Origin of the sequence: Prevotella sp. AM23-5 (assembly GCF_003473645.1) — a bacterium.
GTDB lineage: Bacteria > Bacteroidota > Bacteroidia > Bacteroidales > Bacteroidaceae > Prevotella > Prevotella copri_A.
Genome location: NZ_QUCG01000001.1, coordinates 68,018 through 84,744 on the forward strand (window position 1 = coordinate 68,018; position 16,727 = coordinate 84,744).

The 16,727-nt window shown below is 44.6% G+C and carries 14 protein-coding genes; 6 read left to right on the forward strand and 8 right to left on the reverse strand.

Translation table 11 applies throughout. From position 1 onward, the window contains the following. Positions 1-3 precede the first annotated feature (3 nt). On the reverse strand, positions 4-1,008 hold the full coding sequence (trpD, locus tag DW657_RS00295) for an anthranilate phosphoribosyltransferase (RefSeq protein WP_199658275.1): 1,005 nt from the start codon (positions 1,006-1,008) through the stop codon (positions 4-6). 568 nt (positions 1,009-1,576) lie between these two features. On the opposite strand from trpD, the gene DW657_RS18545 reads away from it, so the two are divergent. After that, complete coding sequence (locus DW657_RS18545; protein WP_254918927.1) at positions 1,577-1,705, forward strand: hypothetical protein; 129 nt, start codon at positions 1,577-1,579, stop codon at positions 1,703-1,705. 32 nt (positions 1,706-1,737) lie between these two features. Then, a complete protein-coding gene (rpe, locus tag DW657_RS00300) occupies positions 1,738-2,403 on the forward strand; it encodes a ribulose-phosphate 3-epimerase (RefSeq protein WP_118310973.1) in 666 nt (221 codons plus the stop codon). Positions 2,404-2,505: 102 nt separating this feature from the next. On the opposite strand, the gene DW657_RS00305 is transcribed toward rpe, so the two are convergent. Beyond that, on the reverse strand, positions 2,506-3,102 hold the full coding sequence (locus tag DW657_RS00305; protein WP_089544251.1) for a sigma-70 family RNA polymerase sigma factor: 597 nt from the start codon (positions 3,100-3,102) through the stop codon (positions 2,506-2,508). 216 nt (positions 3,103-3,318) lie between these two features. Here DW657_RS00305 and DW657_RS17610 point away from each other — a divergent pair, with 216 nt between their 5' ends. After that, positions 3,319-3,495, forward strand: a complete 177-nt coding sequence (locus DW657_RS17610; RefSeq protein ID WP_158573506.1) for a hypothetical protein — start codon at positions 3,319-3,321, stop codon at positions 3,493-3,495. A 70-nt stretch (positions 3,496-3,565) separates the two neighbouring features. Here DW657_RS17610 and DW657_RS00310 read toward each other — a convergent pair whose 3' ends face one another. The 3 genes from DW657_RS00310 to DW657_RS00320 are packed head-to-tail and all read right to left on the reverse strand — an operon-like array spanning position 3,566 to position 8,287. Continuing rightward, positions 3,566-4,999 (reverse strand): glycoside hydrolase family 57 protein, encoded by a 1,434-nt coding sequence (locus DW657_RS00310; RefSeq protein ID WP_118310974.1) that lies wholly within the window; start codon positions 4,997-4,999, stop codon positions 3,566-3,568. Positions 5,000-5,057: 58 nt separating this feature from the next. Continuing rightward, a complete protein-coding gene (locus DW657_RS00315; RefSeq protein ID WP_118310975.1) occupies positions 5,058-6,326 on the reverse strand; it encodes a glycosyltransferase family 4 protein in 1,269 nt (422 codons plus the stop codon). Between the two features lie 17 nt (positions 6,327-6,343). Beyond that, positions 6,344-8,287 carry a glycogen debranching enzyme N-terminal domain-containing protein gene (locus tag DW657_RS00320; RefSeq protein ID WP_118310976.1) on the reverse strand — a complete coding sequence of 648 codons (1,944 nt, stop codon included), beginning with the start codon at positions 8,285-8,287 and terminating at the stop codon, positions 6,344-6,346. Positions 8,288-8,507: 220 nt separating this feature from the next. Between DW657_RS00320 and DW657_RS00325 the strand changes: the two genes are divergently transcribed. Next, positions 8,508-9,212 carry a Crp/Fnr family transcriptional regulator gene (locus tag DW657_RS00325; RefSeq protein WP_118310977.1) on the forward strand — a complete coding sequence of 235 codons (705 nt, stop codon included), beginning with the start codon at positions 8,508-8,510 and terminating at the stop codon, positions 9,210-9,212. A gap of 59 nt (positions 9,213-9,271) precedes the next feature. On the opposite strand, the gene DW657_RS00330 is transcribed toward DW657_RS00325, so the two are convergent. From DW657_RS00330 to gap, 3 genes are all read right to left on the reverse strand, one after another. After that, complete coding sequence (locus DW657_RS00330; RefSeq protein WP_118310978.1) at positions 9,272-10,204, reverse strand: diacylglycerol kinase family protein; 933 nt, start codon at positions 10,202-10,204, stop codon at positions 9,272-9,274. 5 nt (positions 10,205-10,209) lie between these two features. Further along, positions 10,210-11,184, reverse strand: coding sequence for a tRNA (adenosine(37)-N6)-dimethylallyltransferase MiaA (miaA, locus tag DW657_RS00335; protein ID WP_118310979.1), 975 nt, complete (start codon positions 11,182-11,184; stop codon positions 10,210-10,212). Between the two features lie 144 nt (positions 11,185-11,328). Then, on the reverse strand, positions 11,329-12,360 hold the full coding sequence (gap, locus tag DW657_RS00340; RefSeq protein WP_117662844.1) for a type I glyceraldehyde-3-phosphate dehydrogenase: 1,032 nt from the start codon (positions 12,358-12,360) through the stop codon (positions 11,329-11,331). A gap of 416 nt (positions 12,361-12,776) precedes the next feature. Here gap and mscL point away from each other — a divergent pair, with 416 nt between their 5' ends. Together mscL and DW657_RS00350 are read left to right on the forward strand one after the other, a co-directional pair. Continuing rightward, positions 12,777-13,211: a large-conductance mechanosensitive channel protein MscL gene (mscL, locus tag DW657_RS00345; protein ID WP_118310980.1), complete on the forward strand. Its 435-nt coding sequence runs from the start codon at positions 12,777-12,779 to the stop codon at positions 13,209-13,211. A 390-nt stretch (positions 13,212-13,601) separates the two neighbouring features. Beyond that, the gene (locus DW657_RS00350; RefSeq protein ID WP_233546572.1) at positions 13,602-16,706 is read left to right on the forward strand and encodes a TonB-dependent receptor; all 3,105 of its coding nucleotides are present in this window, start codon (positions 13,602-13,604) and stop codon (positions 16,704-16,706) included. Positions 16,707-16,727 lie beyond the last annotated feature (21 nt).

A 16,727-nucleotide genomic window follows, 5' to 3' on the forward strand; every position in this document is an offset into this window, starting at 1 on the left:
TCCTTAACTATTGAGTTCCACGAATTTCTTGAATGTAGCAAGAGCCTTTCCAGAATCAATGCTTTCGCGTGCAATCTCCACGCATTCATCGATGCTCTTCTTTCCCTTCTCCATCACCTGGATGCCGAAGGCTGCATTGGCGAGCACGATATTCTTCTGCGCTGGCAGGGCACGATTTTCGAGCACTGCATCAAAAATATCCTTTGCCTCCTGCTCGGTAGCTCCTCCTCTTACCTCTTCAGGCTTGGCAATCTCGAAGCCCAGGTCCTGTGGTTTGAAGATTCTCTCGTAATTGTTGGTAGTAACCTTGAAATCACTGGTAAGTGAAATTTCATCATAACCATCAATACTGTTTACGATTCCGTAATCTATGCCGATTTTCTGGTAAACCTGATTATAGAGACGCATCTGGTCGAGGTTGGCAACACCGAGCAACTGGCATTTTGGCTGACTAGGATTAACCAAAGGTCTCAGGAGATTGAAGACGGTAGGAAACTGAAGTGCCTTGCGGATAGGACCCACAAACTTCATTGCCTTGGCGAAAAGCTGAGCGTGAAGATAAACGATTCCAGCCTCATCGAGAGAACGGTTGAGTTTATCAAGATCATCAGTAAACTGTACTCCGTGATTCTTGATAACATTGGAAGCACCACTCACCGAAGTTGCAGCGAAGTTACCATGTTTAGCCACCTTATATCCTGCACCAGCAATGACGAAACAAGAGGTAGTAGAGATATTGAAAGTATTCTTGCGATCACCACCAGTTCCTACAACATCGATATATCGGTCACAATTGAGAATGGCAGGAACACCAGTCTCCAAAATACCATCACGGAAACCGAGAAGTTCATCTACAGTCACACCGCGCATCTGCAAACCAGTAAGCAGGGCTGTAATCTGTTCCTCGGGAAACTCACTCTGAGTAATTCCCAGGATAATATTCTTGGTCTCTTCACGGGTCAACTCCTCGTGGTTCAACATTCTGTTCAAGATATTCTTCATTTCCATAATCCTGTTCTCCTATATATTTTTATTTTGTTAATACTCTTTCAAGTAAGAATCATTTTCCGAAACTCCCCAGATATGTAAAAAGGGCCTGTCGTAAGTTACGGCAGGCCCTTAGTATATTTGGATTTGCATCCACACGGGTACTCGACTCACGACTTTCTAGATCTTGAGTTACGCCACCACCATGCTGTAGATACAAACGAGTTCATCATATTTTTAATTTTTTATTTTGTTTCTTTTAATTATAATTTGTTACTGGCATAGTCACTACAACTAACCGATTGCAAAATTACACTTTTTCTACGAAATAGCAAACTTTTTATCTAAAAAATAATCATTTTAACAGAAAAAAGTTATTTCCTTCTTATTTTTCTCTTTCTTTTTCCCCTTACACCTTATTATATATAAGTAATCGGAGTACTATTCACAAAAAAATATAAGCACCAGATATAATAAAACCACAAGGTCATCGTTTATGAATATATAAGCATCATGATGAGGAATCATTCCCATAACCGATGCCAATCAGAAACAGCATAGTATTAATCAATTCACAAAAAATATGCCTATGAAGCATTTATTTACTTCCGAAGAGATGAGACCATCTGCCAAGACCATCTATTTCATCAAACAGATGGCTTACACTTATCGCGCATTCAAGAAGAATGAATCTTGCAAGGCGTATTTCATCAACTGATTGCAACATATAATCAAAGTAAAGAAATAAAGATGAAGACAATGGTTTCCCCTTCTCTCCTCTCAGCCAATTTCATTGACTTGAAGAGCGATGTAGAAATGATCAATAAGAGTGAAGCAGACTGGCTCCACATGGACATTATGGATGGTGTATTCGTGCCCAACATCTCCTTCGGTTTCCCTGTATTGGAAGCCGTGGCGAAAGTTTGCACCAAACCTCTCGACGTACACTTCATGATTGTACACCCAGAGCAATACATAGAGCAAACCGCCAAGATTGGTGCCATGATGATGAATGTGCACTACGAGGCATGCACTCACTTACACCGTACTATCCAGCAGATTCATGCAGCTGGTATGAAGGCTGGCGTAACCCTCAATCCTTCTACTCCTGTAAATGTCCTGGAAGATATCATCTGCGATGTGGATATGGTGCTGCTGATGAGCGTGAACCCAGGATTCGGCGGACAGAAGTTTATAGAAAACACCATCAAGAAGGTACATCGCCTACGCAAGCTCATCAAGGAGAGTGGCAGCCATGCACTTATCGAGATAGATGGTGGTGTACAGGGTGAAACTGCCCCACGACTCGTACAGGCTGGAGCCGATGTACTGGTGAGTGGCAGCTACGTCTTCAAGAGTTCAGATCCTTGTGCAACTATTCACGATCTGAAAGAATTGAAAAAGGAAGAGGATTAAAGAATTTCGACCTGTATGGTTGAAATTACCCAATACGCCCTGAACCAACGATATAGAAGTAGCAAGAAGATTAAACTTCCCGCTGATAAAACAGCGGAAAGTTTAGTCAAGCTGCAAGCTGATGTGATAGTCCTTCGCCATACGACGTAGGTTATGAAGCGCATAACGCATACGTCCCAGACTCGTATTGATACTCACATTCGTCAATTCAGCAATCTCCTTGAAAGTCAATTGCTGATAGAATCTCATATATATGAGTTCCCGCTGGTTAGGAGGCAGAAAATCCACCAACCGTCTCACATCGCTCAACACCTGGTTGCGCACGATTTCCTTCTCCACAAAACTATCCGTCACAGCATCTCCCTTCAGACGAGAAAGATCATTATCGTTATGCTGGTCGGTAAAAAGCAGATTTTTGGCATCACGATAGCCATCGACAATTACATTGTGAGCTATACGCATAAGCCATGAGACAAACTTACCATTAGGCAAATATTGCCCATTCTGAAGTTTGACTATCGCCTTCACGAAAGTTTCCTGAAATATATCGTTCGCCAACTCTTCATCATGTACGACAAAGAGAATGTAAGAAAACAGCTTTACCTCACAGCGGGACAACAATAGGTCAAAAGCCTTATTGTCGCCCTCGACGTAAGCCAAGGCCAATTCTTCATCTGTCATTTGATTGAGTTTTCTCATTTCTTAATCCTTATTTTATCATTAAGTAAATGTCTAAATCGATAGGCGAATCTTTATTTGAAGTATTAATAATGTTAAATTTCACCGCAAAGATACACTTTTTTGTTAGAACAGCCAAATTTTTAACTAAAAAACTATCGGAAATATATATTTTATGTATCTTTGTAACCAAATACAACAAACAAAATTTTTATTCATTAATCTCTGAAACAAGCAATGAACCGATTATTCAAGACATTACTATTGTCTTTGCTCATTCCTGTATGTACACTACTCACCATGCATCTACGCATACAAGGCTACAGACTCGGACAGGGTCTCCGTCCACAGCTCATCAACTTCGTACGCAGCGAGCGCATCCTTATAAAAGATGTAACGAGTATTTCTAAATAAGAAGTCCCCCTCACTGCTCAACACGAGCCGCAAGGGAGACTAAAAGTTATGAGTAATCTAAATTCTAAGCTTACTTCTCTTCTGCAGCCTCAGCAGGCTTTTCTGCTGTCTTCTTGGCTGTAGTTCTCTTGGCTGGTGCCTTCTTGGCAGCAGTCTTCTTGGCAGCTGGCTTCTCAGACTTCGCTGCACGAAGCTTTGCTACCTCCTTCTCAATCTTCTCTATCTTAGCCTGGAGACGGGTAATCTCCTTGTCCTTCATCTCAATTTCCTCATCCTGGTTGGTGATGGTGGTAAGAAGACCCTCCAACTGATCATTATCTACATCAGCAGGATAGAGATCGTTTACTCGGTTGATGAAGTCACCCAGAATGTTCATATAGTTGGTGAATGCATCGAATGGGCTGGCGTAAATACCTCTGTCAAGACCTACGTTGCTAGGCTTGGTGGTCATGAAGCGGAAGTTATTGCTTGCCTGGAGATAATCCCAGTCCAGATTGATACGTGGATCATTGGCGATACGTACACGGTCAGCTACGCTATAAAGCTTGTTGAAAGCCTCGCGCTGCATTGGGTTACCGAGCCAGGAACTTACGTCACGCTCCTCATCTACCCAACTCAATGTATCAGGTACATTAATCTCGCCTACAGACTTGATCTTCTTGCAAATCTCTGTAGGAGTAGAGAAAGTAATGCCACGCTGCTTAGCGCACTCTGGCAAAGCCTTCATAAACTCAAGGATGTTGCTTGACAATGGCTGAGCAATACCAAGAGCCGACAACTCCATGAAGATATTGATAACCTGTTCCTCCTCTGGGAATGAAGCAATATCGTTCATATAGTTATCTGCGAAGAGTGGATAACCCTCCCAGTCGCTGTTGGCGAAGCGCAAAGAGATATCATCGCTCAGACGTACATCACGAAGCAAGAGCTTGAGCTTTGGATTCATCGCACAGTGATATACATAATGTGGTGACTTCCAACCCAACACGTGCTTTGCACCCTCGGTAAGCATACCCACGAAGTCCATATCAGCTACAGTAGCACCAATCTCATCGCTGTAGATGAGAGAAGAGTTGCGGAGAACGGTAGGCTTCTTGCCAAAGTACTCTTCAATCTTTGTACACTGGCGCTTCACCTCTGACTTGAAGGTCTCCTCGTTGACGAGAGAAGAAAGACCATGAGAATAAGGCTCTGCGAGGAACTCTACACAACCGGTCTGGTTCAATTCCTGCAACTTCTCCAAAACCTGAGGAGCGTGAAGCTCCAACTGCTCCATACCCACACCAGAGAGCGAGAAGGCAACCTTGAAATACTGACCGCTCTTCTCAATCATCTCCTGGATAGCATTGAGTGCAGGCATGTAAGAGCGCTCTGCGATGTCGTTGATGCTACGCTCATTCTCATAATCATCATAGTAATAATGATCAGTACCGATGTCGAAGAAGCGGTAGCGTTTCAGATGGGTAATCTGATGTATCTCGAAATATAAACAAATTGTTTTCATACTTTGAACTTTAAATTTTGAACTTTGAACTTTATGATTAGCCCTTTAACATTAAACATTACTTCCATCCCAAAGTCTTGAGATAGAGATCTTTGATGCGGGCTCCCACTTTCTCCCAAGTAATCTGATCTACTTCCTTTCTGCCTTCCTCTGAGAGATAATCGAAGAGACTCTCGTTGTGGCAGATGCTGTAGATAGCATCGGCAAGGGCATGGATATCCCAGTAATCTACCTTGATACAGTTGGTGAGGATTTCACCGCATCCACTCTGCTTGGAGATGATAGTAGGTGTACCACACTGCATAGCCTCAAGAGGAGAGATACCGAATGGCTCACTCACGGATGGCATTACATATACATCACTATCCTTCAGGCACTCATATACCTGCTTTCCTCGCATGAAACCAGGGAAGTGGAAACGGTCGGCAATACCTCTTTCGGCTGCCAGATAAATCATCTGATCCATCATATCGCCCGAACCTGCCATGCAGAAACGCACGTTGCGGGTACGATGCAATACCATGTTGGCTGCCTCTACGAAATACTCAGGCCCCTTCTGCATGGTGAGACGACCCAGGAAGGTTACCACCTTCTCCTTGCCCTTACGGTCTGGGCGTGGGATGTCCTGCCACTCCTGCTTCAGTGGATACACCGCATTGTGCATGGCAAAACACTTGCGTGGATCCTGGTGATACTGGTTGATCACGGTCTGACGGGTCAACTCAGATACACACATGATGCAGTCGGCATTATCCATACCGTCCTTCTCGATAGCATATACGGTAGGGTTCACCTTACCACGGCTACGGTCGAAGTCGGTAGCATGTACATGGATGCACAAAGGCTTGCCACTCACTCGCTTGGCATGGATACCAGCAGGGAATGTCAACCAGTCGTGGGCGTGGATAATATCAAATTCTTCGCTACGGGCTACAACGCCAGCGATGATGCTGTAGTTGTTGATCTCGTCGTGGAGATTAGATGGATAACCGCCGGCAAAATCCATACAGCCGAGGTCATTCACGTTCATATAGTTAAAGTCGGCATAGATGTGGTCACGGTAGCGGAAATAGTCATCAGGATTCATGATGTTGCCCACACGCTGCTGCACATAGTCATGATTGACGTCGCGCCAGGCGATAGGCACACTGTTCATAGCCACAAATTTACATGCACTGCGGTCCTCATCACCGAAAGGATGAGGCAGACACAATGTAATATCGACATCTCCCTGGGCATGCAAGCCCTGGGTGATACCAAAGTTGGCAGTAGCCAAGCCACCAAATACGTGAGGAGGATACTCCCATCCAAACATTAATACTTTCATATAGCGTCCTCCTTATATTAATATTGATACTTTTCTAGTAATTCGAGCGCACGGAGAATCTCTGCCACGTTCATGGCGAAAGATATGGCGCCTCGACCTGAGAATGGTGGGTTGCCATCGAAGAGCTCACTGATAGTACCAAGGCAGTGATAAGACATTTCATCGTCATAACCTACCATCTGGCGCTCTACGAAACTCAAGCGGGTACGCTTGTAGAGTTTCAAGCTTGCCTCCATATAGAAACCACCCAGCCATGGCCATGCTGTTCCCTGATGGTAAGCATAGTCGCGCTGTGTCTGAGGACCTACATAGATAGGGTTGTAACCGCCACTCTTAGGTGAGAGTGAGCGCAATCCCTTAGGTGTAAGGAGTTCGCGGGTACAGATATCGAGTACCTTCTTCTTCTGGTCTTGCGACAATGGAGAATAATCGAATGCCACTGGGAAGATCATATTTGGTCGAACACTCCAATCCATCATATTGCCATCTACATAGTCGTAGAGATAGCCATACTCATTGAGGAATGTATCAACGAACGACTTCTTGGTCACCTCAGCCTGAGCCAGCAATTCCTGCTGTGCATCCTCTTCGCCAGCAGTTCCTGCCAAAGCTGCACAGAAGCACAAAGCGTTATACCACAAAGCATTGAACTCTACGATATATCCGGTACGAGGCACTACAGGGCGGCCATTAGCCGTAGAGTTCATCCAGGTCACAGCCTTGTCCTTACCATTGGTATAGAGCAAGCCGTTCTCCATCAACTCCAGGTTAGGGTGCTTGTTGTCTCTGATGAAATTGATGACATCCTTGATAAACTGACCATACTTCTTGTAGCACTCCTCCTTAGAGGTCTCCTTGGCATACTGCTGGAGAGCCCAGATAGCCCAAAGAGGCACGTCAGGCATCTCGATTTCAGTAATATGAGTGGTAAGAGGCTTACCCTCCATGAACTCATAGTATCCGCGCATGGCTGTCTGCATCACAAGTTCGAAGTAATCATTCTCCTCGATAGAGAGAGTAAGACCTGGGAGCGAAATGAATGTATCACGGGCACGGCACTTGAACCATGGATAACCAGCCTGAATGTAGCGGTCGTCGTTCTTTTCACGGCGATGGAACTGATGTGCAGCATTCACCAGGCAATGGAAGAAATTATCGCGAGGTGCACGTTCATCCACCTCTTTGTCAAAGAGTTTCTTCAAGCCGGTAGTCTTGATTTCAGATGTAGCTGCAGCAAAGACGATAGACTCGCCTTTCTTGATATCCATCTCGAAATATCCTGGCACATAGAGGTCTTCATTAGAAGCATAACCTCTCTCCTGCTCCTTAGGATATTCCACACCACGATACCAATCTGGACAGAATTTAAACTCGTTCTTCTTTGAGAACTGCATGTAGAGGTCTGGATAACCAGCATACATACATGTCTTAATTCCGTTGTCAACACCAGAGTAGTCACGAGATGCGGTTGCATTCTCATGGGTAAACTGACGCACGCTGCGGAACGCCAAGAAAGGACGGAAACGAAGTGTTGTGGCAGAATGACCGTCAACCAGCGTATAGCGGATCAGGATTCGATCTTCATAATGCTGGAAGACTACCTCTTTCTTGAGAATCACACCACCCACGCGATAAAGTGTAGTAGGCACCTTATCGCAATCAAACTCACGAATGTACTTGTGGCCCAATGGACTGAAGTTGTTGCCCTGGTACTTATGCAGACCAAGATTGAATTCAGCACCATGCTGAATCACCGTAACATCCAGAGAACTCAGGAGAACATGATTGTCGTCGTCCAGTTCAGGAACCGGTACAACCAGAAGTCCGTGGTACTTACGGATATTACAGTCCACTATCGTTGAGCACGAATATGCGCCCGAACGATTAGTCCTTAACAACTCTTTCGGCAATGACTCTTGTAAGTTGGTCATCAGGGCCTTTTCGAATTTTAGATAACTCATAGATCTATATTAAGGTTTTAATATTTGTTGACTATATTTATTGCATTCAAAGGTACGGCTTTTTTGCGGGAAGACAAAGGAAAAAGTGACACATTTTTAGAAAATCTTACTTTTGTATGTTTTAAAACATATTTTTAGCGTTTTTTATTGAGTTATATCAAAAAAAATGTGTAATTTTGCAGCCGATTTAACGAACTAGTGCATAAATAGAAGAACGATAATGGTTGAAAAGAAGAAAGATGCGAATAAAGCTAAGGTAGCTCGGGAGATTTCGAAAATATGGGGCGGACTCGAGAGCGACCAGATTGCAACATTGAAAGAACATGTTGAAATCACCAAATACAAGAAAGGAGAAATGATTTATCAGTGCGATGAAACTCCCACTGAAGCAATGTGTCTTCTCACTGGCAAAGTGAAGATATTCAAGGATGGCATCAACGGAAAAAGCCAGATTATCCGCGTCATCAAGCCGAACGAATTCTTCGGATTCCGTGCTTATTTCGCAAACGAAATCTACAAGACTGCAGCACAGGCTTTGGATACTTGCACCGTAGCCCATTTTCCACTGCCCGTACTGATGAAGCTGCTGCAGAAAAGCTACAAGATCGGACACTACTTCATCAAGTACCTGAGTGTAGAGATTGGAAAATCAGACGACCGTACTGTCAATCTCACCCAGAAGCACATCCGTGCCCGCCTCGCCGAAGCACTTCTGTTTCTGCATGATTCATACGGACTGGCTAAAGACGGAGTCACACTGGACTGCAGCCTGAGTCGTGAAGACCTCGCTAACATATCCAATATGACAACGAGCAACTGCATCCGCACACTCTCTGCCTTTGTATCAGAAGGTCTGATAGAAACGAATGTCAGAAAGATCAAGATTCTCAATGAAGAGGAAATCAAGAAAATAGCAAAAGGATAAAAGCCACAACATAACCAATGAGGGTGAGTTCTAACCGTAGAACTCACCCTCATTGGCGTTTATGCAGGAATCAGGAAGTTGATGACTTCCTGAATTACAGTTATCTTATAAGAACCCACAGGCGTATTCATCAATCTTCCATCAATGCCAATCAAGGCATGAGAAGCCTCCTCTACCTCCACCTCGCGGGTACGGTAAGGATGCACACTCTTATGATTCAGGAACTTTCCCTTTACAAAGAGATAAATACCCTCAAAAAGCTGGGTCATTTGCGGATGATAAACCACAGAGACATCCAGTAACCCATTATACGGCACGGCATTCGGCGTCTGACCATAACCAGCCGCATTGCCTACACACATCGTCATCACTCTGCGCTTGATGACATCAGAATTGATCTTGATATGCATCTTGTAGTCGAGACGCTGGAAAATCATCAGAATGAACGAGAAGATGAAAGACAGCGTACGGGAACCGAAGACATGACGGGTCTGGCGACGCAGATTCATAATCGCAGCTATGAGTCCGATGTTCACACAGTTGAGGAAATAGCGCAAGCACTTCTCCCCCTTCTTGCTGGTGTACCGGATACATCCCAGGTCAATCTTTCTCACCCTGCGCTTCTTGAGCCAAGCCACCGTCTGCTCCACATTACTGTCATCGAATCCCCAGAAACGGGCGAAATCATTCATCAATCCATTAGGAATCACTCCCAACGCCACTTCATTACGCTCGGAAGCATCCATCTGCATCAGGCAATTGACGGCATCATTGAGCGCAGAATCTCCGCCAACAATCACTATCGTCTTATAGCCATTGTTGACAAACATCTTCACCAGTCGCTCTACGCTTTTCTGGTTTTCGCTCTGCACAAAGTCGTAATCCACGCCCTGCTGCCTGAGCACCTTTTCTATCTTCTCCCAGCGTTTGGCACTGCGCCAACCGCCACGGGGACAATACAGGAGCCCCCACTTATTTTCATTCACTGCCATGATTTTTACTTTGAACTTTTAACTATCTCCAGCACCTGCTCCACTTTCTGTTCCATCGGCTGCAGAGCATCTATCCAATGAATGGTAAAACCTCTTCTCTCCATACCGCGGAACCAGGTCATCTGGCGCTTGGCAAACTGATGGATGGCTATCTCCAGACCTCTGAACATTTCATCATAGGTGGTTTTACCAATCACATATTCGGTGATAAACTTATATTCCAAACCATAATAGATAAGGTTTTCTGCAGGAATTCCCCTGTCTAGCAAACCTTTGATTTCATCTACCATTCCTTCCTGGAGTCTCTGCTTCAGCCTTCGGGTAATCTTTTCTCTACGGGCATCACGATCGATACTGACACCTATAATAAGCGAATCTACCGCAGGCAATTCCCGTTCCGGCATAGGATGCTCCAGATTATAGGTTTCTATTTCGATAGCCCGGATAGCTCGCTGTGCGGTATCCACATCTGTGCGATTGTGCATATTGGAACCCGTCTTAGCCTTCAGCTCTTTCAGCATCACCGTAAGCTCATCCAGGCTCTTATCAGCCAGCCGGTCTCTCAACTCCTGATTCTGTGGTACAGGCGAAAGATGATATCCCTTGAGCACAGACTCGATATACAGTCCTGTTCCGCCGCACAAGATAGGCAGCACACCCCGTTTCTGGATATCGAGATAGGCATCATAGAAGTCTTGCTGATATTCAAAGAGGTTATACTTGGTTCCCGGTTCGCAGATATCTATCAAATGGTAAGGTATCAACTTGCCGTCCACGGTATAATCTTCCAGGTCTTTTCCCGTACCGATGTCCATGCCACGATACACCTGGCGACTATCGGCGCTGATAATCTCCGCCCCCTGGGTAATTCCACCCCACGACGCAGCATCCAAGCTGTTGATCTTGGAAGCAAGCGCTGCGGCAAGGCTCGTCTTTCCGCTCGCAGTAGGACCTAATATGGTAATCATCGTCTGTTTCATGCCGCAAAGATAAAGGAAATAATTGATAATACAAAATAAAACGAAAAGAAATTCTCACATCAAGACAATCTGAGATAGAAAAAAAGCCGCCCAGCATCAGAAATGCTGGGCGGCTATATTTCTTAATCGTTAAGAGGCAACGAATTAACCGTTGTGCTTCTTCATGATCTTGATCAACTCAACAACCTTGTGTGAGTAACCAATCTCGTTGTCATACCAAGAAACAACCTTAACGAAGTTGTCTGTCAAGTAAACACCTGCGTTAGCGTCGAAGATAGATGTCAAAGCGCAACCCAAGAAGTCAGAAGAAACAACAGCATCCTCTGTGTAACCGAGTACACCCTTCAACTCACCCTCAGAAGCAGCCTTCATTGCAGCGCAGATAGCCTCCTTAGAAGCAGCCTTCTTCAAGTTAACTGTCAAGTCAACAACAGATACGTCCAAAGTAGGAACACGCATAGAGATACCTGTCAACTTACCGTTCAACTCAGGGATAACCTTACCTACAGCCTTAGCAGCACCTGTAGAAGAAGGGATGATGTTACCAGCAGCTGCACGGCCACCACGCCAGTCCTTCATAGATGGACCGTCAACAGTCTTCTGTGTAGCAGTTGTAGAGTGAACAGTTGTCATCAAACCTGTCTCGATACCGAAGTTATCGTTCAATACCTTAGCGATAGGAGCCAAGCAGTTTGTTGTACAAGAAGCGTTAGAAACGATCTTCTGACCATTGTACTTGTCAGTGTTAACACCGCAAACGAACATATCAGCCTGGTTACCGTTAGCGTCAGCCTTAGAAGGAGCAGAAAGTACTACATACTTAGCACCAGCCTTCAAGTGCTTCTCAGCCTTGTCGTAAGCGAGGAAGAGACCTGTAGACTCAACTACGTACTCAGCACCAACCTCATCCCACTTCAAGTTCTCAGGATCACGCTCAGCAGTAACACGGATGTGGTTACCGTTTACGATCAACTCGTTCTTCTCAACGTCAGCCTCGATAGTACCGTCGAACTGACCGTGCATTGTATCATACTTCAACATGTAAGCCATGTAATCAACTGGGCACAAGTCATTGATAGCTACTACCTGTACTTCCTTTGCGTTCTCAGCCTCAACTGTAGAACGGAATACGAAACGACCGATACGGCCAAATCCGTTAATACCAATCTTAATCATTGTTCTAATATTTAAATTAAAAGTTTAATAATTATATCTTTTAAGCTATCAAGCGAATCCGAAGGAGCTGATAACACCTTTTTTCATCCCTATCAAGCATTTTTTCTTCTTTTCGAGCGCAAAGTTACAAAAAATTTTCTAACTTTGCATACGAATAGAGTATTAAATAAGTTAAAAAAGGGCGATAGAACTCGAATATTACCTATTTTTAGCACTTTAAGATGCCATACTGACAACTCCATATAGCAAAATGCAATTATTAAAAGGAAGTAGAATATGACACCAGAAGATAAAGTGAAAGTTGCGGCTGAAACTTACACCTTATTATATTAAGGGGAAAAAGCTTCATCGCACACTGAAAGGCAAAAAATGGATCATTTCAAGGGAAGTATTAATCATTATAAACATCAAAGACTATGGGTAAATTTTTGAATGAATTCAAGCAATTCGCCATGCGTGGCAACGTGCTCGACATGGCAGTCGGTGTGATCATCGGCGGTGCTTTCGGCAAGATCGTAAGTTCTGTAGTAGATGATATCATCATGCCTCCTATCGGATGGCTCATTGGTGGCGTCAACTTCTCCGACCTCAAAGTCACTCTTCCATCAGTAGAGGTGATCGGTGGCGAGAAGCTTCAGGCGGCAACCATCAACTACGGTAATTTTCTCCAGACCACTCTCGACTTCCTCATCGTTGCCTTCTGTGTATTCATGCTCATCAAGGTAGTGAACAAGGTTACCGCCAAGAAACAGGAAGAGAAGCCTGCTGAAGCTCCTAAGGCTCCAGAGCCTACCCAGGAAGAGAAGCTTCTGACAGAGATTCGCGATTTGCTGAAAGAGCAGAAGGGATAACCACTGTTTTTTCATGGCAGGATAAAAAAAGAAGACAGGAGTGAGAGGATATGAATACTACTATCAAGACTTGAGAAGAATTCTATCCAAGCCACTCCTACCCTTCCTTAAAGAAAAATATTTTTTTCCTTAAGGGTTTTTATTTTTTTCCTTAAGGGAAAATATATTTTTCTTTAAGGGTGGATTTCTATATATAATATAAGGTATAAAAGAAAAAGAGCCACATTTACTCCCCTACTTTTGAAAAAAACGCACATTTTTTCACGTTTATTAGAAAAAACTTTCATTTTTACTTGCTTATTAGATATATTTTTTGTAATTTTGCCCCGATTAAAGACTTAAGTTGAGATTCTAAATCTTAATAAAACATCAACTCTTAACATAAACAATATGAGTAAGAACATGAAACCTAAAGACCAAATGAAGACAGCGTTGCTGATTTGTGCGCTGACTTCCATGTCTCCTGCGTTTGCAAATGGTACTATGGTAAAAGCAGACAACTTGAACCGCCCTACCACCAGCATCCAACAGCAGAAGAAAGTAGCAACAGGACGTGTTGTTGACAATCAAGGCGAACCTCTTATCGGTGTTACCGTGATGGAAGTTGGCACGTCCAATGGAACAGTAACCGACCTAGACGGAAATTTCTCCCTCAGTCTGAAAAACCCTAATGGCAAGATTACAATTTCCTACATCGGCTTCAATCCACAGACTCTTACAGCTGCAAGCAACATGCAGATTACCATGAAGTCTGAAGACAAGGAGCTCAATGAAGTTGTAGTTGTAGGCTACGGTACACAGAAGAAGGTGAACCTCACCGGTTCTGTATCATCAGTAGATAGCAAGGCTTTGGAAAGCCGTCCTATCCAGAACGTACAGAGTGGACTCCAGGGTATGATGCCTGGTGTTACCATCAGCGGTACCAATGGTGCTCCTGGTATGGATTCAGGTAGCATCAACGTACGTGGTGTGGGAACCCTCAACTCTTCCTCTCCTTATATTTTGATTGATGGCGTAGAGTCAGGTACCATGAGTAGCCTCGACCCTAACGATATCGAGAGCATCTCTGTATTGAAGGATGCTGCTTCTGCTGCCATCTATGGTTCCAAGGCTGCCAACGGCGTTATCCTTATCACTACCAAGCGTGGTAAGAGCGGTAAGCCTCAAGTTTCTTATAATGGTTATGTGAGTATGCAGAATCCAACTAGTTTGGTTGACCGTCTGGATTCATACGAGTATGCCCACATGCTGAATGATGCGCTCGAAAGCGAGGGCAAGGCTAAGAAATTTACCTCTGAAGAGGAAATCAATGCACTCCCTAATACCGATTGGTACGACCTGGCTTACAAAACAGGTTCTTTGCAGCACCACAACGTAAGCGTAAACGGTGGAACAGAGAACGTAAACTATCTGGCATCTGTAGGTTATCTGAAGCAGTCGGGTATCTTGCCTCATGCTGGTCGTGAACAGATAAACGGCCGTACAAACCTGGAGATGAAGATTAACAGCCGCCTTACAGCCCGCCTGAATCTCGCTTACATCAAGAACGATTATACCGACCCTTCTTCTGCATACGCAGGTGGTGGTTCTGACCAGATCATCCGTCAGCTCAACTTGATTTCACCATGGATTACCGCTCGTTATGACGATGGTACATGGGGAACCATTTCTGACGGTAGCCCTATTGCATGGCTCGACAACGATCTGAAGGTATATCGCCGCAATACCAACTTCACAGGTCTCTTCGGTGTTGATTACAAGATTCTTGACGGCTTGACAGCTAAGTTGAGTGCATCTTATGTAAACGACAACCAGAACTACGACTACTTCCAGAAGTTCTTCGTTTACAATGCGAACAAGAAGACCGATCCAAATTTCCACGATGAACGAGTATATAAGTGGGAACGTAAAACCTTCGAAGCATTGCTGAACTACAACAAGACCTTCGGACAGCATACCGTTGGTGCTTTGGCAGGATGGCATGCAGAGGCTTACGACTATAAGTATTGGTACACTTACCGCAAGAACTTCCCTAACAATAATGTGACCGATATCAATGCGGGTGATGTATCTACCCAGCAGGCACAGGGAAATACCCGTGAGTTGAATATGCTTTCATGGTTTGGTCGTGTTAACTACGACTTTGCAGGCCGTTACCTCTTCGAGGCTAACCTCCGTGCCGATGCATCCAGCCGTTTCGCAGATGGTCATCGTTGGGGTTACTTCCCATCATTCTCTGCAGGATGGCGTGTAAGCGAGGAAGCTTTCATGGAGGGTACCAAGTCTTGGCTCTCTAACTTCAAGATTCGCGGATCTTGGGGTCAGTTGGGTAACCAGGAGGCTTTGAGCGACTACTATCCAGCTATCAATACATACAGTATCAACGCCAAGTATGCATTCGACGGCAAGGTAACATCTGGATACTACCAGAGTTCATACAAGATCAACACCATCACTTGGGAAAAGGCGACCACATGGGGCGTAGGTGTTGACCTGGGATTCCTCGACAACAAGATTACTGCATCTGTTGATTACTATAACCGTCTTACAGATGGTATCTTGATCTCTGTAGATGCTCCTTACGAGTTCGCTTTGGGTAGCTATCTTGACAATGTGGGTCAGATGCGCAACCAGGGTGTCGAGATGAGCCTCAACTACAACGATAAGTTTGGTGAGGTGACAGTAGGCGCAGGCTTGAATGTTGCATACAACAAGAACAAAATCGAGAGCATGCCTGGTAAGGGATACGTAGGTACTGGCTACAATCAGCGCAACGCTACGGGTCAGGAGTTCAACAGCTACTATGTATATAAGGCTGACGGATTCTTCCAGTCAGATGCTGAAGCAGAGGAATACATGAACAAATATTGGCCAGCAGACGGTTCAAAGGGTGCTTGTCCTTTCAGTGGTGGCAAGTTCAAGGCTGGTGACTTGAAGTATGCCGATATCAATGGTGATGGCAAGATTGATGCCGAGAACGACCGCTTCTATGCAGGCAGTTCTGTTCCTCGCTGGACCTTCGGTCTGAACCTGAACGCAGCTTGGAAGGGCTTTGACCTCTCTCTGTTCTTCAACGGACAGTTTAAGGCTTACCGTTACTTCGATGCATACGAGGTAGAAGGTGCTTTTGTTGGTGACAGCTCTCACCCAGCAACCATCTGGAGAGACTCTTGGACTTACAACAAGTCAAATCCTAAGATGCCACGATTGTTTACTGACACAAACTCTCCTAGCTCTTCACGTAATGTAATCTCTACATTCTGGCTCAAGAATGTATCTTACTGCCGTTTGAAGAACTTGCAGTTGGGTTATACACTTCCTAAGTCGGCACTTGAATTCCTTCATGTCAACAAGGTACGTGTTTACTACTCTTGCGAGAATCTGTTCACAATCGACAATCTCGACATCAACGTGGATCCAGAGGCAACCAGTCAGCGACTCAGCTCTTATCCATTGCTCCGCACTCACTCATTCGGTTTGAGCGTAACATTCTAATAACTTAAAAAGGATATTATC